General features: G+C 42.1%; 17 protein-coding genes, 2 tRNA genes and 2 rRNA genes. 10 read left to right on the top strand and 11 right to left on the bottom strand.

All coding sequences use genetic code 11. The annotated features are described in order from the left end of the window. Positions 1 to 22: 22 nt before the first annotated feature. Positions 23 to 2,659, bottom strand: coding sequence for an alanine--tRNA ligase (alaS, locus tag Q0037_RS04300; protein ID WP_297515952.1), 2,637 nt, complete (start codon positions 2,657 to 2,659; stop codon positions 23 to 25). A 274-nt stretch (positions 2,660 to 2,933) separates the two neighbouring features. On the opposite strand from alaS, the gene Q0037_RS04295 reads away from it, so the two are divergent. From Q0037_RS04295 to Q0037_RS04270, 6 genes are read left to right on the top strand one after another with little or no spacing between them, the layout of a single operon-like run. After that, positions 2,934 to 3,914 carry a M23 family metallopeptidase gene (locus Q0037_RS04295; RefSeq protein WP_297515950.1) on the top strand — a complete coding sequence of 327 codons (981 nt, stop codon included), beginning with the start codon at positions 2,934 to 2,936 and terminating at the stop codon, positions 3,912 to 3,914. A 20-nt stretch (positions 3,915 to 3,934) separates the two neighbouring features. Continuing rightward, positions 3,935 to 4,267, top strand: a complete 333-nt coding sequence (locus Q0037_RS04290) for a MerR family transcriptional regulator (RefSeq protein ID WP_297515947.1) — start codon at positions 3,935 to 3,937, stop codon at positions 4,265 to 4,267. Between the two features lies 1 nt (position 4,268). Beyond that, positions 4,269 to 4,547 (top strand): hypothetical protein, encoded by a 279-nt coding sequence (locus tag Q0037_RS04285; protein ID WP_297515944.1) that lies wholly within the window; start codon positions 4,269 to 4,271, stop codon positions 4,545 to 4,547. 51 nt (positions 4,548 to 4,598) lie between these two features. Further along, positions 4,599 to 5,222 carry a LemA family protein gene (locus Q0037_RS04280; protein WP_297515941.1) on the top strand — a complete coding sequence of 208 codons (624 nt, stop codon included), beginning with the start codon at positions 4,599 to 4,601 and terminating at the stop codon, positions 5,220 to 5,222. Between the two features lie 9 nt (positions 5,223 to 5,231). Beyond that, a complete protein-coding gene (locus Q0037_RS04275; protein ID WP_297515939.1) occupies positions 5,232 to 5,669 on the top strand; it encodes a TPM domain-containing protein in 438 nt (145 codons plus the stop codon). After that, on the top strand, positions 5,666 to 6,463 hold the full coding sequence (locus tag Q0037_RS04270) for a YgcG family protein (RefSeq protein WP_297515936.1): 798 nt from the start codon (positions 5,666 to 5,668) through the stop codon (positions 6,461 to 6,463). Before Q0037_RS04275 ends, Q0037_RS04270 begins: the two co-directional genes overlap by 4 nt. A 98-nt stretch (positions 6,464 to 6,561) precedes the next feature. Here Q0037_RS04270 and Q0037_RS04265 read toward each other — a convergent pair. The 3 genes from Q0037_RS04265 to Q0037_RS04255 form a co-directional block, all read right to left on the bottom strand. Further along, positions 6,562 to 6,635 (bottom strand) — tRNA-Val (locus Q0037_RS04265). A gap of 54 nt (positions 6,636 to 6,689) precedes the next feature. Continuing rightward, positions 6,690 to 6,764, bottom strand: a tRNA-Val gene (locus Q0037_RS04260). 70 nt (positions 6,765 to 6,834) lie between these two features. After that, the gene (locus Q0037_RS04255; RefSeq protein WP_297515934.1) at positions 6,835 to 8,055 is read right to left on the bottom strand and encodes a folylpolyglutamate synthase/dihydrofolate synthase family protein; all 1,221 of its coding nucleotides are present in this window, start codon (positions 8,053 to 8,055) and stop codon (positions 6,835 to 6,837) included. 124 nt (positions 8,056 to 8,179) lie between these two features. Here Q0037_RS04255 and Q0037_RS04250 point away from each other — a divergent pair, with 124 nt between their 5' ends. Both Q0037_RS04250 and Q0037_RS04245 read left to right on the top strand, forming a co-directional pair. Continuing rightward, positions 8,180 to 8,890 (top strand): MotA/TolQ/ExbB proton channel family protein, encoded by a 711-nt coding sequence (locus Q0037_RS04250; protein WP_297515932.1) that lies wholly within the window; start codon positions 8,180 to 8,182, stop codon positions 8,888 to 8,890. Further along, positions 8,874 to 9,269: a biopolymer transporter ExbD gene (locus tag Q0037_RS04245; protein ID WP_073364112.1), complete on the top strand. Its 396-nt coding sequence runs from the start codon at positions 8,874 to 8,876 to the stop codon at positions 9,267 to 9,269. The genes Q0037_RS04250 and Q0037_RS04245 overlap by 17 nt, the downstream gene beginning before the upstream one ends. A gap of 70 nt (positions 9,270 to 9,339) precedes the next feature. Here the strand turns inward: Q0037_RS04245 and Q0037_RS04240 are convergent, their stop codons facing one another. From Q0037_RS04240 to porU, 5 genes are all read right to left on the bottom strand, one after another. After that, on the bottom strand, positions 9,340 to 10,962 hold the full coding sequence (locus Q0037_RS04240) for a pyruvate dehydrogenase complex dihydrolipoamide acetyltransferase (RefSeq protein WP_297515927.1): 1,623 nt from the start codon (positions 10,960 to 10,962) through the stop codon (positions 9,340 to 9,342). 6 nt (positions 10,963 to 10,968) lie between these two features. Beyond that, positions 10,969 to 11,967: a pyruvate dehydrogenase (acetyl-transferring) E1 component subunit alpha gene (gene pdhA / locus Q0037_RS04235; RefSeq protein ID WP_288041279.1), complete on the bottom strand. Its 999-nt coding sequence runs from the start codon at positions 11,965 to 11,967 to the stop codon at positions 10,969 to 10,971. A gap of 180 nt (positions 11,968 to 12,147) precedes the next feature. Next, entirely contained in the window at positions 12,148 to 12,630 is a 483-nt protein-coding gene (gene cdd, locus Q0037_RS04230) for a cytidine deaminase (RefSeq protein ID WP_297515920.1), read from the bottom strand. 70 nt (positions 12,631 to 12,700) lie between these two features. Further along, positions 12,701 to 13,897, bottom strand: a complete 1,197-nt coding sequence (gene porV, locus Q0037_RS04225) for a type IX secretion system outer membrane channel protein PorV (protein WP_297515917.1) — start codon at positions 13,895 to 13,897, stop codon at positions 12,701 to 12,703. Between the two features lie 37 nt (positions 13,898 to 13,934). Next, the gene (gene porU / locus Q0037_RS04220; protein WP_297515914.1) at positions 13,935 to 17,756 is read right to left on the bottom strand and encodes a type IX secretion system sortase PorU; all 3,822 of its coding nucleotides are present in this window, start codon (positions 17,754 to 17,756) and stop codon (positions 13,935 to 13,937) included. Positions 17,757 to 17,947: 191 nt separating this feature from the next. On the opposite strand from porU, the gene gldJ reads away from it, so the two are divergent. After that, a complete protein-coding gene (gene gldJ / locus Q0037_RS04215; protein WP_297515911.1) occupies positions 17,948 to 19,657 on the top strand; it encodes a gliding motility lipoprotein GldJ in 1,710 nt (569 codons plus the stop codon). A 59-nt stretch (positions 19,658 to 19,716) separates the two neighbouring features. After that, positions 19,717 to 20,994 carry a UDP-N-acetylmuramoyl-tripeptide--D-alanyl-D-alanine ligase gene (gene murF, locus Q0037_RS04210; RefSeq protein WP_297515908.1) on the top strand — a complete coding sequence of 426 codons (1,278 nt, stop codon included), beginning with the start codon at positions 19,717 to 19,719 and terminating at the stop codon, positions 20,992 to 20,994. A gap of 319 nt (positions 20,995 to 21,313) precedes the next feature. On the opposite strand, the gene rrf is transcribed toward murF, so the two are convergent. Then, positions 21,314 to 21,423: ribosomal RNA gene (rrf, locus tag Q0037_RS04205) — 5S ribosomal RNA — on the bottom strand. 163 nt (positions 21,424 to 21,586) lie between these two features. Then, positions 21,587 to 21,914, bottom strand: a 23S ribosomal RNA gene (locus Q0037_RS04200); the annotation flags it as partial.

Below are 21,914 nucleotides of genomic sequence, written 5' to 3'. Positions count from 1 at the left end.
TCCCGTGAAAGGAGGCGCTTTTTTATTGTATGAAAGTAATGGCTTTTTCTAATGCTTCAGGAATTCCAGGGGCATGCTTCCCTCCTGCTGTGGCAAAAAACGGCTGTCCACCACCACCGCCTTGGATGTACTTGCCCAACTCGCGGACCACTTGTCCTGCGTTTAAGCCATTGCTATCCACCAATTCTTTCGAAATATAGCATGTTAGCATGGGTTTATCATCGGTTACAGTGGCCAAAACCAAGAAGATATCGGTTTGATTTTGCCCCAATTCATAGGCTAAATCTTTGGCTCCGTTGGCATCTAAATCCACTTGAGTCGCCAAAAAACGGACACCATTCACCGATTGTAGTTGAGCGGCTAATTCACCTTTTAGATTTTTAGCCTTATCTTTTACTAATTGCTCGATTTGCTTTTTCAATTTGGCATTTTCATCCTGCAAACTCACCACGGCTTTCAACGCATCTTGCGGATTTTTCAACGTTTCTTTGATTTGGGCCAAGGCCGCTTCTTGCTGGGCAAAGAAATCAGCTACTGCCATGCCGGTGATTGCCTCAATACGACGAATTCCCGCCGCGACAGCGCCTTCGGAAACAATTTTGAAATGCCAGATGTCTGCCGTGTTTTTCACATGGATTCCACCGCACAACTCCCGACTTTCACCAAATTCAATCATACGAACGGTATCGCCATATTTTTCACCAAACAAGGCCATCGCGCCTTTGGCCATCGCTTCTTGAATGGGTAAATTACGGTATTCCACCAAAGCCAATTGCTCGGCAATACGCGCATTGACAAAGACTTCTACCTGACGAATCTCGTCATCGGTGACTTTGGCAAAATGCGAAAAGTCGAAACGCAAATAATTGGGATTCACCAACGATCCTTTTTGCTCCACATGCGTTCCCAAAACGGTGCGCAATGCCAAATGCATCAAGTGCGTGGCCGAGTGGTTTTTGGACGTTGCGGTGCGCAAATCGGTATTTACTTTGGCGACAAAAACGGCATTTACATTTTCAGGTAATGACTTGGCAAAATGTAAAATAAGATTGTTCTCTTTTTTGGTATCAATGATTTCAATGACTTCGTTGGCGGAAATGAGCGAACCTTTATCGCCCACTTGTCCCCCTCCTTCTGGGTAAAAAGGCGTGGCATCCAAAACGATTTGGTATAACAATCCGTCTTTTTTGGAATCCACTTTACGGATACGGGTGATTCTCACTTCATTTTCGGTTTGATCATACCCCACAAAGGTTTCTACATTGCCGTTGATCAAAACCTTCCAATCTTCGGTGGTCACTTCGGAGGCCGCGCGCGAACGGGCTTTTTGTTTGGCCAACTCCGCTTCAAACTCGGCTTCTTGATAGGTAAATCCTATTTCTTTCAAAATCAAAGCCGTCAAATCTTTAGGGAACCCGAAGGTATCGTACAGTTCAAATACTTTTTCTCCCTTGACTTCTTTGCCTTGGGTTTCGGCCACCACTTTATCAAGCAATTGCAATCCTTGTTCGAGCGTACGTAAAAATGACGCTTCTTCTTCTTTAATTACATTGGTGACCAAGTTTTGTTGGGCACGGATTTCGGGGAAGAATTCGCCCATTTGATCGGCCAAAACCGCTACTAATTGGTAGATAAACGCTTCTTTTTGATTTAAAAAAGTAAATCCGTAACGGATGGCACGGCGAAGAATACGGCGAATCACATACCCGGCTCCTGTATTGGACGGCAATTGTCCATCGGCAATAGCAAAGGCTACGGCACGCACGTGATCGACAATGACCCGGATGGCAATATTGATTTTATTTTGTTCCTCTGAAATGGACTTGATTTCGTTGTTGGTGTAGTGTAACCCGGTAATATGTTCCACTTTTTGGATCAAAGGGGTAAACACATCGGTGTCGTAATTGGACGTTACACCTTGCATGGCCATACACAAACGCTCGAAGCCCATTCCAGTGTCCACGTGCTGTGCAGGTAGCTTTTCGAGCGATCCGTCGGCTTTACGGTTGAATTCCATAAAAACATTATTCCAAATCTCCACCACTTGCGGATGATCGGCATTGACCAAACTGCGACCTGAAACGGCAGCACGCTCGGCGTCGGTGCGCAAATCAATATGAATTTCAGAACAAGGACCACACGGCCCTTGATCGCCCATTTCCCAGAAGTTGTCTTTTTTATTCCCTAAGATGATTCGATCTTCCGATACATATTGTTTCCAAATATCAAAAGCTTCTTGATCGAAGGGAACATTTTCGGTGGGATTTCCCTCAAATACGGAAACATACAACCGGTCTTTCTCTAATTTCAGTACTTCGGTGAGAAACTCCCAAGCCCAGGCCAACGCTTCTTTTTTGAAGTAATCGCCAAACGACCAGTTGCCTAGCATTTCAAACATGGTGTGGTGGTAGGTGTCGAACCCTACATCTTCTAAATCGTTATGTTTTCCCGAAACGCGAAGGCATTTTTGGGTATCGGCGATACGGGGACTCTTGGGCGTACCGTTGCCTAAAAAGAATTCCTTAAACTGCGCCATTCCGGAGTTGTTGAACATCAACGTGGGATCGTCTTTTAAAACAATAGGCGCAGAAGGCACGATCAAGTGGTTTTTACTTTCAAAAAATTGGAGGTACGCTTTGCGAATGTCCTGCGATTTCATGGGCGAATTTCAATTGGTTTATGGTTTGGTTTTGGCAAACGGATGTTCGATATAGCCCTGATACCGCCCTTGTTGGAGCTCTTGGGAGCGTAGCGGACAAAGCGACGGGCGGGAGCAGGAAGGGGATGACATAAAACTCGGGGGTTTATGCTCCTGATAATCAAGCCACCACTGTGGAACTGCAACAAAATTTAGGTTTGCGCGAAACATTTCCTAAATTTGTTCGTATAACTACCGTTCGGCGTTTACCGCCACAAAAATAGTAAATTACCGCATGTCGAAGAAAGTAAAATATTATTATGATTCAGAGAGCTTGGCCTATCGTAAAATCAAGCCTAAAAAACGCACGAAAGTTGCGTATGCACTCTTGTTTCTGGTTGCTTCGGCATTGTTTGGATTTTTGAGCTTTGTGTTGGTTATGAATACCTCGTACCTTGAAACGCCCAAGGATAAAATGATGAAACGGGAAATTGACAACATGAAAATCAGCTACTCGATTTTGAATAAAAAAATTGAACAGTTGGATGCGGTGTTGACGAGTTTGGAGGAGCGAGACAACAATTTGTATCGGGTGTATTTTAACGCCAATCCGATTGCTCAAGCCGATCGAAGAGCGGGGATCATTACGCAGGATCGGTACCGCGAGTTGGAGGGCTTTAACAACGCTGACCTAGTCATTAACACCCATAAAAAAGTAGATGAGATTGCTAAAGCGTTGGTGGTGCAGTCGCGTTCGTTGGATGCGATTTTGAAAATGGCGAAAACCAAAGGGCGGTTGTTGGCTTCGATTCCGGCGATACAACCGGTGAAGAATGAGGACTTGAAGCAGATGGCTTCGGGGTTTGGGTACCGCACAGATCCGTTTACCAAAGCGCGAAAAATGCACGAAGGGATGGACTTTACGGCGCGCACGGGAACTCCAATTTACGCTACGGGTGATGGCGTAGTGAAACGGGCAGACAACGGATTATCGGGCTACGGAAACCATATTCAAATCAACCACGGGTACGGTTACCTCACCTTGTACGCCCATTTGAGTAAGATAAAAGTTAGACCCGGACAGCGGGTAAAACGCGGCGATATAATTGGCTTTGTAGGCAGTACAGGTCGAAGTGAAGCGCCCCATTTGCATTATGAAGTGCACAAAGGGGGGAAGCCTGTGAATCCGATTAATTTTTATTACGGCAATATTTCGGCGGCAGAATATGTGGTCATTTCGAAAATTGCCAACCAAGAGAACCAATCGCTTGATTAACCATATAAACACAAAGAACTATGCATATTGAACTATCAAAAGATAAATTGTATTTCAGCATTGGGGAAGTCGCCAAAGCCTTTGGGGTCAATGCTTCGTTGATTCGTTTTTGGGATAAGGAGTTTGATATTTTGAAACCCAAAAAAAATGCTAAGGGCAACCGCATGTTTACGCAGGAAGATGTCAAAAACCTGCAATTGATTTACCATTTGGTGAAAGAGCGCGGGTTTACCTTGGAAGGAGCCAAAACCCATTTGAAAGACAAACAGAAAAAAACGTTGGATACGTTTGAAATCATCGCCAAACTCGAAGCGGTGAAAACAGAATTGCAGAAAATTAAAAACAGTTTATAATATGAAAAATTTAGTTGTATTTGCCTATATCGGGGCGGTTATTTTCCCTTTGACAGGAATATATTTTATAATGAATTCCATGCCGTATAGTTCGATTCTATTTGTTTTAGGTGCCATTTGTTACGGTACTTTTCTAATCAAAGCCATCCTCAAAGTGTCGAATTCTAAAAATGAGCGCGCGAATAAAATGCTATGGATATTAGGGTTGATTTTTATGGGGTCGGTGGTAGGGTTGATTTACATTCTTACAGGAAGAAAACGTTTTGTACAAACTGCGTAACAAGAAATCAAGAAGATCGTCTAATTTAAATAAATTAAAAAATTATTAATCATGAAAAGTAATACAGGTAAAATTATTCTAATTATCCTTGCAGTAATTGTATTTATCGGAATTATACTAACAATTATAGGGGTGAGTTCGTATAACGGATTAGTAGGTAAAGAAGAAAATGCAAAAACCGCTTGGTCCAATGTGGAAAGTGCCTACCAACGCAGAAATGACTTGATTGGAAATTTGGTTAAAACCGTGCAAGGCGCAGCCGATTTTGAAAAATCAACTTTAGAGGCTGTCGTAAATGCGCGTGCGAAGGCGACTGATGTAACGATTGATCCGAAGAACATTACCCCAGATCAATTAGCAAAATTCCAACAAGCGCAATCGGGTCTTAAAGGTTCTTTAGACCGACTCTTGTTAGTGGTAGAAAAATACCCCGACCTGAAAGCCAACCAAAACTTTTTGGAATTACAGTCGCAATTAGAAGGCACTGAAAACCGCATTAATGTAGCACGTGATCGCTACAACGAGTCGGTAAACGTGTACAACAAAAGTACGAAAACCTTCCCTTCGGTATTGTTTGCCAAACTCTTTGGATTTGATGAAATGGCGCGGTTCAAAGCCGAAGAAGGCGCCGAAAAAGCACCCGATGTTAATTTCGATTTCAATAGCAAGAAGTAATTCAGACCCATGTCAACGGTAGATCAATTTTTAACACCCGACGAGGAGAAAGCGGTGGTTATGGCCATCCAAGAAGCGGAAAAAGCGACTTCGGGGGAAATTCGTGTGCATTTGGAAAAAACGCTCACCAAGGAGGCGATGGAACGCGCTTTGGAAGTTTTTTACGAATTGAAAATGGAAGCTACCGCACAACGCAATGGGGTACTAATTTATGTCGCCGTTGAAAGTCGCAAGTTTACCATTTGTGGCGACCAAGGCATACACGAAAAGGTGACCCATACCTTTTGGGATACTACCAAAGAGGTGATGCAAAACTACTTTCGAGAGGGGAAAAATGCTACTGCGCTGTGTGAGGGTATCCACCTTGTAGGGGAACAGTTGAAACACTATTTCCCTTACACGGAAGAGGACACCAACGAATTAACCAATGAAATTTCAAAAGGATGATCAAATTGGCCTATAAACTCGCTCAGTTCCTCCTTTTGACGGCTATGTTGGCGGTGCATCAATGCAGTTTGGCGCAGGTTACCATTCCCAAAAAACCCGGATTTATTCCGCCCATCATCGATAGTACCCAAACGTTGTCGAAAGCGGAATTGGCCTCGTTGTATGAAAAACTTAAAGTGTACTCCGACAGTACCTCGACCGAGATTTTTGTGATGATGGTAAAAACCACCCAAGGAGAATCCATCAACCGGTATGCTACCGATTTGGGACAAGCATGGCAAATAGGGCAAAAAGGAAAAGATAATGGCGTCGTCCTTCTTATTGCGCTTGAAGACCGGAAAATGACGATTGCCACGGGCTATGGCGTAGAACATCTACTTACTGATGCGCAATCGCGACGTATCATTGAACGAGACCTGAAACCTTTTTTCAAAAAAGGGGATTATTACGGGGGCATTCAATCGGGAACCGAAGCGATATTCAAAACCCTCAAAGGTGAATACAAAAACGATCGTAAAGGCAAATCGGGCGACACCTTGATGGGTGGCATCGTCTTTTTTATCTTTTTGATTGTTTTCATTATTATAATCGCGATTGCTTCGCGGAATAAACGCGGTGGCGGTGGTCGAGGTGGCAGCGGATTCAGTGGTCCTGACTTGGCCGACATCATCATTCTTAGCAGCTTAGGACGTGGTTCCGGTGGCGGTTGGGGTGGTGGCTCGTCCTCTGGAGGTTGGGGTGGCTTTGGCGGCGGGGGCGGCTTTGGCGGTGGGGGTGCCAGCGGAGATTGGTAGATGCTCCCTTAATTTCCATTGACGCTAATCTTCAACGTCTAATAGTTAAATTTAAAACATAACAAAAGCCTTTCGATTACGAAAGGCTTTTGTTTTTGTGGGTCATACTGGAATCGAACCAGTGACTTCTACCCTGTCAAGGTAGCACTCTGAACCGCTGAGTTAATGACCCATACAAACTACAGAACGAAGTCCATAAAAAAAGCAAGTCGTAGGACTTGCTTTGTGGGCGATGAGGGGTTCGAACCCCCGACCCCCTCGGTGTAAACGAGGTGCTCTGAACCAGCTGAGCTAATCGCCCGATTAGTGCTTGATTGCGGATGCAAATATAAGACTGTTTTTTGTTTCTGCAAGGAAAAAATTAAAAAAAATCAAAAAAGTTCAGCGACTACAAAAGTACTCCCACCCACATAGATTACATCGTCAGAACCCGCTTGTTTTCTAGCCTCATCATAAGCTTCTGAAACGGAAGAGAATACCTTTCCTTTACGTTTAAATTCTTCCGCTTTTTGTCGTAAAATTTCGGCATCTAATCCCCTTGGCACGTTAGGCTTACAAAAATAATACAAGGCGTTTTCAGGAAACAACGGAAGAATTTCGTCCAAATCTTTATCATTGACCACCCCCAAAACAATATGCAATTGGACAAATGGCTCGGCCAAAAGTTGCGGCATAACCACCCGTAATCCGTGTGCATTGTGCGCCGTATCGGCAATGATTTTGGGTTGATGTCCCAAAATTTGCCAACGCCCCCGCAATCCGGTTCGCTCCATTACTTCCATAAATCCCTTTTGTATTGCTACTTCTGGGACTATAAACTTTCCTTGTGATTGAAGTACGACCAGGGTTTGTTGTACCGTCTTTTTATTTGCTTCTTGATACCTGCCCAACAATACAGAGGGATAGGTTGTCGTTTGTAACGCTCCCGCATAATGTAAAGGCGCTTGTAGCGCTTGAGCACGGTGTTCAAAGACGGCTTGTGTTGCTGCATCCCATTCGCCCACCACTACAGGTACGCCCACTTTGATAATACCTGCTTTTTCTCCAGCAATTTCTGGAAGTGTCGTGCCCAAAAATTGGGTGTGGTCCAACCCGATATTGGTAATCACAGCGACTTCGGGCGTAATTATGTTGGTGGAATCCAAACGGCCTCCCATGCCTACTTCTATAATATTGATGTCGGTTTTGGCAGTTGCAAAATAGGCAAAAGCCATTCCTACCGTCATCTCAAAAAAACTCAACTGCTGTTGTTCCAAAAACGCACGATGGGTAGCGATAAAATCCACTACAAAATCGGCTTCAATCACCTCCCCATTAATCCGTATTCGTTCCCGAAAATCGTTGAGATGGGGTGAAGTATACAATCCTACTTTATAGCCTGCTGTTTGTAAGACGGAGGCAAGCAAATGCGACGTAGACCCTTTGCCATTAGTTCCAGCAACATGGATACACGTTAATGAACGCTCAGGATGCCCTAAAACTTCTGCAAAAGCATGCGTATTGGTTACATCTTTTTTATAAGCAACCGCTCCTACCTGTTGGTACATCGGCAAACGGGAAAACATCCAAGCAACAGTTTCGGCGTAGTTCATTTCTTTTGTGATAACTAATTTTGAGATAAAATATTTTTCTAAAATTTTAGTTTAGTATTGTAACTGCTTTTATCTTTAGGGCAAATTTGAGAATAATTCCACTATTATAAAACTAAGTAACACTATGAATTTATTTTTTCTTCAAGTTCAAAACGACAGTATTACACAAGCGACAGGGGCAGTCATAGAGAACACGGTTGCCGTTAAAGAAATTTCCGTTTTGGAGTTTGTTACCAAAGGAGGTTTTTTCCTTATTCCTATTGCACTTTTACTATTTTATACGTTATTCATTATCATTGAGCGTTGGTTGTATATCCACAAACGCTCGAAAATCGACCCAAATCTCACCCGTGATGTACGTGAGGCATTAAATTCAGGAGAATTACAACGTGCTGTAACCATCACCGAACGCAACAACACCGCTTCAGGTTATGTGTTGCGCGAGGGAATTTTAACGATTGGTAGACCAATTTCTGAAATTGAATCCAATATGGAGCGTGCGGCCAATATTGAGGTGGGCGAAATGGAGAAAAAACTGGGACAGTTAGGTTTAATCGCGGGTATTGCACCTACGTTGGGATTCATCGGAACGATTTCGGGGGTTATTAAAATTTTCTACAGCATTTCACAAACAGAAGATATCAGTATTGGTAACATCTCGGGGGGGTTGTATGAAAAAATGATTAGTTCAGGAGCGGGTCTTGTCGTGGGTATCATCGCTTATGCAGCTTACCACTTGTTTAATGGTAAAATTGATGGCTTCGTATTAAGCATTCAAAAACAAGTTTTAGAGTTTGTCAACATAATTCAACGACCCAATGGTAAGACGAAATAAACGCTTTCATGCTGAAGTCGCGACTTCTTCGTTGAGCGACATCATGTTTTTCCTCTTGTTGTTTTTCTTAATCATTTCAACCTTGGCGAATCCGAATGTGATTAAAATGACGTTGCCCAAGTCAAAAAATAATGAGAAAACGAACAAACAATTAATTAGCCTTTCGGTTACCGAGGAAAAAAGATACTTTTTGGACAAGGAAGAAGTTCCTTTTGACCAATTAGAATCGGTATTAATGTCCAAAATCACTCCCGGATCAGACGAAACCATTGTTGTTCGCATTCCTTACAATCTTCAAGTACAAGACTTGGTCGATGTACTTCAAATTGGAGTGAAAAATAAACTCAAGTTTGTTATTGCCACAAGTAACAGTCAGTAGCAATCGTTCTATCAAAAAATAAAAAATCCTGCTTTATCGAGCAGGATTTTTTGTATCATTTAAATTTATTTTACGCTAACATGGTTACTGGATTTTCCAAGAAAGTGCGTAACGTTTGTAAAAACTCGGCCCCTGTTGCTCCATCGACGGTACGATGATCACAAGCTAGGGTTACTTTCATGGTGTGTCCTACTACAATTTGCCCATCACGAACGACAGGTTTTTGAATAATAGCACCCACAGACAAAATAGCGGAATTAGGCTGGTTGATAATCGAGGTAAACTCGGTGATTCCGAACATTCCTAAATTGGAAACGGTAAAAGTACTGCCCTCCATTTCGGATGGTTGTAATTTCTTGTTGCGGGCTTTCCCTGCTAAATCTTTAACCGCATTTCCAATTTGTGACAACGTCATTTGATCGGTAAAACGCACGACAGGAACAACCAATCCATCCTCAACCGCTACAGCCACACCAATGTGTACATGGTGATTGATTGTGATGGCTTCATCGCTCCATTGCGAATTTACTTTAGGATGCTTTTTCAAAGCCATCGCACACGCTTTAATCACCATATCGTTAAACGACACTTTGGTATCGGGTACTGAATTGATTACACCGCGTGACTTCATGGCTTCATCCATGGCAACCTCGATGGTTAAATAAAAATGAGGAGCGGTAAATATGGATTCTGACAAACGACGTGCAATCGTTTTGCGCATTTGGGAGTTTTTGATTTGCTCGGCAAATTCGGATCCCGCAGGAACGAAAGGTTTCACTTCTGAAGCCCCTGCCGTTGCCGCTCCAACAGGTGCAGAAGCTGTGGCAACAGGAGCCACTGTAAAATGCTCTACATCGCTTTTCACGATACGTCCGTTTTCACCTGTCCCTTTAACTTGACCTAAATCAATACCTTTTTCTTTCGCAATTTGACGCGCTAATGGCGATGCAAAAATGCGACCTCCTTCCTGAACTACCGGAGCAGCTACAGGCGTGGTAGCAGAAACTGAAGTTGGGGTTTCAGCAGGTGCAGAAGCCGGAGTTGCCGCAGGAACTCCACCTGATTTCAACGACTCAGCATAAGCAAGTACGTCGGTGCCTGCAGGCCCAATAATCGCCAAAACACTATCTACTGGTGCAGATTCTCCTTCCTGAATGCCAATGTATAATAAAGTTCCTGAATGAAATGATTCAAACTCCATGGTAGCCTTATCGGTTTCGATTTCAGCCAAGATATCGCCTTCTTTTACGGTATCGCCCACCTTTTTTAACCAAGTAGCTACGGTTCCTGTAGTCATGGTATCACTTAAACGAGGCATCGTAATTACTTGAATACCTGTAGGAGCTGTGGCCGCAGGAGCCGACGTAAATGTGGGTGTGGCAGCCGGAGCATCGGCAGTAACGTTGGAAGCCGGAGCAGCAGTTCCCTGATTCAACAAAGCACTGATGTCTTCCCCTGCCTGACCAATAATGGCCAATAGCGAGTCAACAGGAGCTGACTGACCTTCTTGAATACCGATATGTAAAAGAACCCCAGCGTTGAAAGATTCAAACTCCATGGTGGCTTTATCGGTTTCGATTTCAGCTAAAATATCACCTTCTTTGATTGTATCACCCACTTTTTTCAACCATGTTGCTACCGTTCCTTCGGTCATCGTATCACTCAAGCGGGGCATCGTTACTACTGTTGCCATAATTGCTTATAATTTATGGGGAATAAATGGATAATTCGGTTCTTCATACACCACATCGTACAATTGTTGTACTTCGGGATAAGGGGACTCTTCGGCAAAACGCTCGCACTCGTCCACTAAATTTTTGACACGCTCGTCAATCGCTTCAATTTCAGCTTCAGTAGCGTATCCTTTTTCTTTGATAATATCTAAAACTTGCGTGATAGGATCAATTTTTTTGTATTCTTCAACCTCGTCTTTGGTTCGGTACAACTGTGCATCCGACATAGAGTGCCCTCGGTAACGGTACGTTTTCATTTCTAAAAACGTAGGTCCATCGCCGCGACGAGCACGTTCAATCGCTTCATGCATTGCTTCGGCCACTTTCACAGGATTCATCCCATCTACGGGGCCACAAGGCATTTCATATCCTAATCCTAATTTCCAAATGTCCGTATGATTCGCGGTTCGCTCTACAGAAGTTCCCATAGCATATCCGTTATTTTCACAAATAAAAACCACCGGTAACTTCCAATTCATCGCCATATTGAAAGCCTCATGAAGTGACCCTTGACGGGCCGCACCATCCCCAAAATAGGTTAGCGTTACCCCACCTGTTTCAAAATATTTGTCGGCAAAAGCGATTCCGGCTCCCACTGGGATTTGTGCTCCAACGATTCCGTGTCCGCCATAAAATCCGTGCTCTTTAGAAAAAATATGCATCGAACCTCCCATTCCTTTGGATGTTCCAGTAACTTTTCCATACAACTCTGCCATAACTTTGCGTGGATCTACGCCCATTCCAATAGGTTGAACGTGGTTACGGTAAGCGGTAATCATTTTGTCTTTGGATAAATCCATCGCGTGTAAGGCACCAGCCAATACCGCTTCCTGTCCGTTATATAGGTGAAGGAAACCTCTAACTTTTTGTTGAATGTATACAGCAGCGAGACGGTCTTCAAACTTTCTCCAGAACTGCATATCTTCATACCATTGCAGGTAAACTTCTTTGGTAATTTCTTTCATTTTGACTGAATTACTGCGTTTTACAAAATTTTGTGGGCACGATTGTGCGAAATTATTTAATTCACTGAATAATCGGAATGCAAAAATAGAATAATGATTGTAGAACTAAAAATTAAATCCCCTAAAAAAATAGTTTTTAGCAACCGTTTATAGAGGAAATATTAACTACATCGTTTTAGTTTATAAGGCGGTTTTATCAAAAGTCAAAGGCAACAAATTGGCAATGGACTCGGATTGATACACCACCCCTTTTTCACCCATAAAATAAATGGCAATGGGTGCATCTTGTCGAAACTCATACTCGGCAATTGACTGACGACAAGCCCCACAGGGTGGAATTGGCGACAAGGTGGGATTGGTTTCAGAAGTAGCGGTGATGACCAGCGTAGTAATGACTGCATTGGGGTATAATGCACCGGCTTGAAAAATAGCAACACGTTCGGCGCAAAGTCCCGAAGGATAGGCCGCATTTTCCTGATTAGAGCCTACTACAATCGCACCGTTATCTAAAAGTAAAGCCGCTCCCACACGAAAGCGAGAATAGGGTGCATAGGCGGTGTTTCGTGCAGCAATCGCTTTTTCCATCAAAGCTTGCACTTCGGTTGGCGTTTGGTCAAGTGCATCGAAGACTTTAAAGACCGTTTGAATGGTAAGTTCTTTCATACCGTATTGCGGAAAAAAAATCCAAACTTCGTATTGAAATTTGGATTGTATCGTTGGTAATTACTATCGATTAATAATCTTCATATTTGTCGCCAAAGTTAAACGTCAACGAAAAACGAAGCGTATTTTCTAGTGGGTTTCTAATGCGAGAGGCAGAGAACAGATACGAAACATCAACACGAACGATGTTGTACTTGAATCCAGCACCGAGGGTAAAAAACTTACGCCCTCCTTTATCTTTACTTTCATTAAAATAACCCAAACGCATGGCAAAGGCATCTTGGTAATTGTACTCGGCTCCTACCGAATAACTCACTTCTCGTAACTCTTCGGAAAATCCTCCTGGCGCATCACCAAAGGAACGGAAAATCCCCGACACCCAATTGATACGCTTGTATTCTTCCGTGGCCAACTGCATATCGACGGAATCAATCGTTCCATCGTTATTCATATCGGTTCCATTGTATGTGCCATTATCAAATCCTACTTGAGGTGTGGGAACCAATAATTTTTGGGCTTCCACGTTTAATGACACCTTATTGTATTCGTCCAAAATGAAATCAAATCCACCCCCCAAACGCATATTAGCTGGGATAAAATTGGAGTTTAAATCACTTTCATCATTATCATAACTAATTTTGGGCCCCAAATTTTGGAAATTGAACCCCAAACGATAACGTCCATTAAAATCATCTAAAGCAAATTCCTCCGACTGGAAAAAACCCGCTACATCAAAAGCAAAGGTATTGGCCGCTCGAGCATCTGTAGTGGCATCTGGAATTCGTAAGTTGGAACGAATATAACGTCCGGCCACCGCCATACTGAAACGGTCACTCAATTTCAAAGCATAGGACCCATCTAAAGCCAATTCATTCGGTTTAACTACATTGGCGGGATCATCAAAACTTTGGCGTAACTCGATTTCTCCCAAGCTAAAAAATCGCAAGGAACCAGCAAAAGCACTTCGCTCATTAATCCGGTTGTAATAGGTCACTTGTCCCAAAGAAATATCGTTGACCAACTGCGTCAAATAAGGCGTATACCCTAACGAAAACCCTTGTTTATCGGTAGCAAAAGCAAACTTAGCAGGATTCCATTGTTGCGCATAGGCATCGGCAGAAGTGGCCACCCCTTGATCACCCAAACCAGCTGCACGGGCATCGGAAGCAATCATTAAAAAGGGAACACCGGTAGTAATAACTCGTTGTTGCGCGTTAATTGTAGTAGTGATGCTTAGGAGGCTCAGCGCCCATATTAGCTTCTTCATTGTTGCATTTTAAAAAAGTTATCAAATATAGTATTTTTTATAGTATAACCAATTTTTCAATTTTTTCTGCGGTATTGCCATTGAGTGTTGACCGCACCGTGAGTTTATATACATATACGCCTTTCCCGATTTTAGAACCAAAATCATCGAGCCCATCCCACTGAATTTGTCGACTCAAAAAGCCTTCTGTGGTCACGGTTTGGTTAATCGTTTTTACAATTTTTCCCGTGATTGTAAAAATCTGCACTTGAACTTCTAACGGTTCAAAAGGACGGTTATGATTGAACCAAAATTCGGTGTAATTCACAAAAGGATTGGGGTAATTTAAGACATTTGTCAGGGTAATCCCATTGCCATCCGCCACGACAAAATGAATCTCAACAGTGACAGGGTTGTTGTACACATCCCAAGCCTTGAATACAATGGTGTGCGGTCCTTTCGCTAAGTCGCGCAACGGAAAACGAATTCTTCCTTTGGTAAAATCATTCAACTCGGTTTCGTAATAGTCATTCAAGACAAAAGGATTCATTTCATCCCCATCCAAAATGGCAATGATATCATGTCCGATTCCACTTGCCGTATTAATGCCATGCTCATCCTCTAAAAAGGCTAGTAAGAAAGGAGAGGGATTGGTAATTCCACCGTCGACAAAACTTTCATCATTCATAAACAATCGGGCACGGGGACCAATATTATCGGCCACTGCGGCTGTATTGACACCACCCACGCGAATATCAAAACTATGTCCCGTACGATCCGTATTGACTTGGGTTCCTTTGGCATAAAAACTTACGCGCCCTGGTCCTAAAGGAATTCGAATATCTCGTGGCACGACAAAAGTAACTTCAAACTGACCATTGACCACACTTACATTCCCACGGAAAATGGTTTCTCCTAAATTTTCGAAAGTCAACGGTGTCGTAAAACCATCATTATTTAAAGCATTTTTGGTAAAGTTTTTATCGAAAACATTGATTGATAATTCTCCATTGTAACTGGACAAAAGCTGACCGTTTTCATCTTGTACTTCGCCACTTAATTTCACCGTAGCCAACGCTTTTAAATCATCGGTGGGTTGCGTAATGGGGACGTCATTAATTTTGGTCAAAACAACTTTGGGTTTGGCGATGGCTAATTTCAAAGCGGGATCACCTAAATAAAAGACGACCCGTGTCGCCGAATTATTATTGGACATAATTTTGGCTTGACGCATGGCCTCAGCAATTGACACATAAGTATTTGACCCGTAAGCAAATAGTTTGCTCGACAAGTTATCGTTGAAATTTTCAGCCTGAAACTGCCCTATAGAACGAATGGTTGTAATCAAGGAAATGGCTCCCCCTCTCGGATTCCAAAAGGTATACTCCCCTGCTGTGGGTCGTAATGGATTGTCAAAACGAGAAAACTCACAGGTGATTGTGATAAATAAAGGGTAGCGAAAGCGGTTCTGATAGTTAAATCCATCAAATTTATCCCACAAACGTTCCGCGGTTAAGCCGTCTTCTCCCCCATGTCCTAAATAATTAAATACCAAAGCCCCTTTTTCAAAGGCATTACTCAAATCCAATTTAGCTTGCGGATAACGATCGCCCCCAGAAGACGTTTGTTGCACATAAGAATCCAAAAATATTTTTCTGAAATTGATAAAGGGCTTTTGAGTGTAAATAGCGTCTGTGAGTATATTTTGCCGCACTTGTAGACTGGCATCAGGATCTTTGTCGGCATCATCGGAGATGGAAACGTAATTATTTCGCCAACTTCCATACGATTGTAAGTCGTGGTATTCCAACACTTTATTGACCATTTCAGCGGCTTGCTGAGGCGTGGAAACCAACATACGTCCCACCGCAAAATCGGCCGCAAAACCCGACAATGGATCACCTTCAGCTGCATCCATTAAAGCAAAAAAATCATCCGAGGCGAACGAAGTTTCACCCGAAAAATAACTACTCAACGCATGGTAAATAGGAACGATATTGGTGTTGTTGGAAATTCTGTTTTTAAAGTCATACGACGCATCGCCAAACAAATTCAAATACTTTACCCGATTGGCCGGCTGCGAAGCATTGTGATAGATATAGCGCATAAGGTTGCGAATGGCACCAATATCTTGCTTTCCGCTGTTAAATTCCTGATAAATCATGGGCAACGTTACCACTTTGACATTGTAGCCATGGTAGGAACGATGAAAATTGGCCAATACATCCGCCTGACTTTTTAAGTTTTCGGGCGTTACAATAACGTAATCAATATCACGGAAAGTGCCGTTATCATCTAAGAACAAAGTTCCTTTCAAGTTTTGATTAGCTACACCAGGGTTGGACTCGCGTAAGGGAGTATAATAATCTGATTCGGAAACTGCAATAAATCGTTTGGACGAACCCAATGCTGTTTTGAAAGAAAACGAAGCCCCTGTAGTATTCGAAACTTGCGTTATATTGTAGATATCGCTAATATCCCACACCTGTTGAATGGTGGAAGCATTGCTTATTTGGAATTCTCCAATTCCCGAAGTGAAAGCTGAATTCTCATCGGTAAATCGGAACTGTTTGCCAGTACCCGTTAAATTGGAACGTGTCTTTAAAAAAATATAATCCAAAAATCCACGAGCTGTTGGGACACCTTCATTATCGTAAGTGAGTTTCACCGTATAATTGGTGGTAGTGTTTACTGAAGTATTGAGGTAATTGTGAGACGCTTCTGTTCCTGAATCGGGGATCACTGCCGATAGATTTAGGGTTCCGGCATTTTGTCCGTTAACCATTACTTTAAAATTGGATGTAGAAAATGAATTTCCTCCTGCATGAATTGTCAAACGTGTCGGAGCTGAGGTGGAAACATTTGGGAATGAAAATTCAAACTCTTGTTCGTTTTCAGTACTGAAATTTTCACCAAACCAAACCCGTCCCAAACGACCTATGTTATTTAAATCTACTTCATGGTATCGATAATCATCAAAAGTGGTAAAAATTTGCGTAGGCGCTCCAGCAGGTTGTGTTATTGGAGCCATTCGTTTTCCATTATCAGCACTTGCCACAACATAATAATAGGAACGATCCGCATAAAGATTCAAATGGGTTTCGTTTTCAGCGCTCCAATTATCCATTCCTTCACAATACATGAGGATGTAATCTTCATTATCAAAACTTCCATCAGCCTCTCCAACAAATTGAATGGCATTTTCTTCGGGATCAAAGGGAAAATCAACTTGATTCGATAAAGGTACCATACGACCCCCATGTCCAAAAATTTTGATTTTTCGCGGATCTGTATTCACAGGCACGCCCAAACTACTCAAGAAACTACGAGTAAGTTTGTATACTCCTGACTTTTCTACATAAAATCGTCTAATGGTTCCCGAAGACAACATTGAATTAGTCAAAGGAGGGATACTGTTTGCTTCCGGTTGAGCTGCTTTACTTGAATTCTGGAGAGCATAACTGAAAGAAAGTAATTTCTGATATTGTCCATTGATTTTTACGAAAGGAGACAAACGAACCTGAACCATCGGAGCAGTTCTATTGAAATACAAAAAAACTTCTTTTTGTAAGGATTCTTTTATGGCAGACTTATCCAAAATTCCCAATTCGGATTCGGACACAAGCGTATAAACTGGGTTTTGAATAAGTACTTCGGAATTGGGCAGCCCTGATGTAGGACTCAGTTTAAAGGTAAAGTATATAGCTTTTTTTTCTGCATCAAATTCAAAACCATCATTTGAAAAATGCGGTATCGCAATAGAATTCAAGCCTTGTTTATAGTTTTGCTGGGTCGCCCAAATGAGCGTATGCTGCCCTGAATTTTGAGCATACGAAAAAATCATGGAGAAAATTCCAAGTAGAATAGCAACTTTTTTCATTACCATACAAACGTTGTTGTCAAAGGTTTATTTTGAGAAGATAAAATTAATTTTTTCAAAGGTATACAATATCAAAAGAAATGTTACGTTTTGAAAAAGACGAAAAAAAATACAGTTTCTTAAAAAAGTAGTTGCAATATCAAGGTTAATGCTTATATTGCGCCACTAAAATTAATTACCTACTAACGAGTATGAAAGTAAACAAATTTATGGCAATGCGATGGTTTTTTGCGGTAATTTTGCTGGCCGGATTCTCCAGTTGTAGCAAGAAATCAAGCTCCAACAGCGGATCGAAAGCCACCGGCTGGAAAATTAACGACAAAAAAGGAGGTTTTCAATATGCCTCTAAATTCAAAAAACAAGAAACCGGTCCTGGATTGGTTTTAGTGGAAGGCGGTACTTTCACCATGGGTAAAGTGGCCGATGATCCGATGCACGACTGGAACAACACCCCAAACCAACAGCACGTGCAATCGTTTTACATGGACGAAACTGAAGTAACAAATCTAATGTACATGGAATACTTAGATTGGTTAAAACGTGTTTTTCCTCCTGAAGAAGAAAATTATAAAAATATTTACGAAGGCGCTATTCCTGACACTCTTGTATGGAGAGATCGTTTGGGGTATAATGAAACGATGACCAATAACTACTTGCGACACCCTGCGTATGCAGAGTACCCTGTAGTGGGTGTGAATTGGATTCAAGCAACAGAATTTGCAAAATGGAGAACTAACCGTGTAAACGAGGCTATCCTTGAGCGCGAAGGCTATTTGAAAAAAGATGCTAAGGTCACAGAAGCAAAGGCTGATGCTACATTTGATACCGAAACCTATTTAGCTGCGCCTACCAAAACATTTGGTGGTAATGAAGAAGTCGTTTTGAAAGGCCGTAGAGGTTCTAAAGGAAAAGCGACTACTAATGCTAAAGGTGAAACACAAGAGGCTAAAAACGTATATGCGCAACGTACCTCTGGTTTAATTTTACCAGAATATCGTTTACCAACAGAAGCGGAATGGGAATATGCTGCAGCTGCCGATATCGGACAGCGTGAATACAATATTTACAAAGGGCAGAAAAAATATCCTTGGTCAGGTGGTTATACCCGTTCTAGCAAACGTCAAATTCGAGGTGACCAATTGGCTAACTTCAAACAAGGAAAAGGAGATTACGGTGGATTGGCTGGATGGTCTGATGATGGTGCTGACATTACTAACAAAGTAAAATCGTATCCACCGAACGATTTTGGTTTATATGATATGGCCGGTAACGTAGCCGAATGGGTTGCTGATGTGTACCGTCCGATTGTAGACGATGAAGCCAATGACTTCAACTACTATCGTGGAAACGTGTATACCAAAAACAAAATTGGTGAAGATGGTAAAGTAGAATTAGTTACCGCTGAAACACAACGTTTTGACACGTTACCTAACGGAAAAGTAATCTCTAGAAACTTTATCGGACAGATAGCTCAGGTAGCTGTTGATGAAAAAGAAACATATTTACGTCAAAACTTTGACAAAAGCGATCACAGAAACTACCGTGATGGGGACAAACAATCCACACGCTATTTTGATTTTGGATCTGAAGGAGGAACTGAAGCGAAGTTAAAAGACGACCAGCGTATGTACGATTCTCCAAAACACAATGTAAGTGTGGATTCTATTGGTAATATGATTCGTAAATTCGACCGTTCCAATAAGCGTTCGACGCTTATCAACGACGATGTTCGTGTATACAAAGGTGGTTCTTGGAGAGACAGAGCGTATTGGCTTGACCCTGCACAACGACGTTACTTCCCACAAGATATGGCCACAGACTACATCGGTTTCCGTTGTGCCATGTCACGTGTTGGACCCAAATCGGATCAAAAGAAAACAGCACGCAACAAAAAGCGTTAATCATCTATTAGATAAAAAAAGAAGCCCTATTTTTAGGGCTTTTTTTATAGTTTTAAAACATGAATATAGCGAACTTGTATAAAGCTTTTTTAAGCTGTACTTCTCTCAGTATTGATACGCGTACCATTGTCCCTAACAGCCTGTTTGTGGCTTTAAAAGGGGAACGTTTTGATGCTAATTCTTTTGCCAAAAATGCGCTAGAGCTCGGTGCGTCCTATGTAATTATTGACAACCCTGACTATTTTATAGATGATCGCACTATTCTTGTTGAAGATAGCTTAGAAGCGTTACAAAAATTGGCGCAATACCATCGTAGGCAATTGGGCATTCCAATTGTTGCACTTACTGGAAGTAATGGAAAAACTACAACGAAAGAATTGATTTTGGCTGTGCTCTCGAAAAAATACAACACCAAAGCCACCAAAGGAAATTTAAACAATCATATCGGCGTTCCCCTAACGCTGCTCAGTTTTACCAAAGAAACGGAAATAGGCATCGTAGAAATGGGGGCAAACCATCAAAAAGAAATCGAACTCCTCTGTGAAATTGCTGAACCTGATTTTGGCTACATTACCAATTTTGGCAAAGCACACTTAGAGGGATTTGGTGGCGTTGAAGGAGTTATCAAAGGAAAAAGTGAAATGTATGCCCATTTGTTTTCCCATCAAAAAATGGCGTTCATTAATGCCGATGACCCGATTCAATTGGAAAAATCTAACATGCATAAACGCTTTACTTTCACCATAAAAGAAAACAGTGCTGATATCACTTTTGGTCCCATTCAAGCCAATCCTTTTGTGACAATTGAGTATCAAAATATCATTATCCATTCAAATTTAATTGGCTTGTACAATGCCACTAACATCTGTGCAGCAATCACAATAGGAAACTACTTTAAAGTGGAAACCAAAGCAATTAAACACGCTATTGAAGGGTATATTCCAGAAAATAACCGCTCACAAATTATTCAAAAAAATAATTTCGAAATCATATTAGACGCCTACAATGCAAACCCTAGCAGTTTAAAACTTGCTTTAGAAAATTTTATACAATTAACCAAAACCCCTAAAATTGCGATACTAGGTGATATGTTTGAACTCGGTCCTGAAAGTGAAAATGAACACCGACAAATAGTACAATCAATCCCTGATGCCCCTGAATTGGAATGTCACTTTATCGGAAAATGGTTTGATACCGTTAAAACCACACAAAACAACCTTCACTTTTACCCTGATTTTGAAGCATTCAAAGCCCAATTCAAAACGCATCCACCTGCTTTAGTCTTGATTAAAGGAAGTCGCGGCATGGCTCTTGAACGTGCCTTAGAATTGTTATAAAAAGAAAGCATAGTAAATTTACTATGCTGCTTAATCGAAATTCATAATTTAAAATTCATAATTATTAGTTGTGCGTGCCCCTCCGGGTCGGGCAATCCGTTGCAAGTCCGCGCTCCGTTGCCCTGCGCTGTGGGCTTTCCACTGCTTTCCCTCACGCGGTTTAGTGCACCTTTACAAGTCTTGTCATGATTTAGCAAGGAAGTAGTTCTATCGCATTCCAAAAAAACCTGCCAATAGGCAGGTTCTACTTATAATTCAAAATTTCTAATTTCTAATAAAAAAATGAGGCCCTTCAATTTGTGAAGGGCCTCACTAAAAAACAAGGCGGCGACATACTCTCCCACAGTGATGCAGTACCATCTGCGCTGTCGGGCTTAACTTCTCTGTTCGGAATGGGAAGAGGTGAGCCCCGACGCAATAACCACCTTAAAAGGTTGGTTGTCGGTTGTCGGTTTTGTGGTGTTGGTGTTTCCATCAACAAATAACCAGCAACAATCAACCGTCTCGTCACTAACGAGACTAATGTCTTAACACACTGCGATAAGATAAGGTAAACAAAGCTGACCCGTCCCGATTACTCGGGACGGTATCGATACATAAGCTTACGGGTTATTAGTACTACTCGGCTATGACATTACTGCCTTTACACCTATAGCCTATCAACGTGGTCATCTCCCACGACCCTTAAAAGAAATCTCATCTTGTGGTGGGTTTCGCGCTTATATGCTTTCAGCGCTTATCCCTTCCCGACGTAGCTACTCTGCGGTGCCCCTGGCGAGACAACAGATACACTAGAGGTCAGTCCAATTCGGTCCTCTCGTACTAGAATCAGATCCACTCAAATTTCTAACGCCCGCAATAGATAGAGACCGAACTGTCTCACGACGTTCTGAACCCAGCTCGCGTGCCACTTTAATGGG

The organism is Flavobacterium sp. (assembly GCF_027482425.1).
GTDB lineage: Bacteria > Bacteroidota > Bacteroidia > Flavobacteriales > Flavobacteriaceae > Flavobacterium.
The sequence above is the reverse complement of the archived record's forward strand: the minus strand, read 5'-3'. Positions and strand labels throughout refer to the sequence as shown.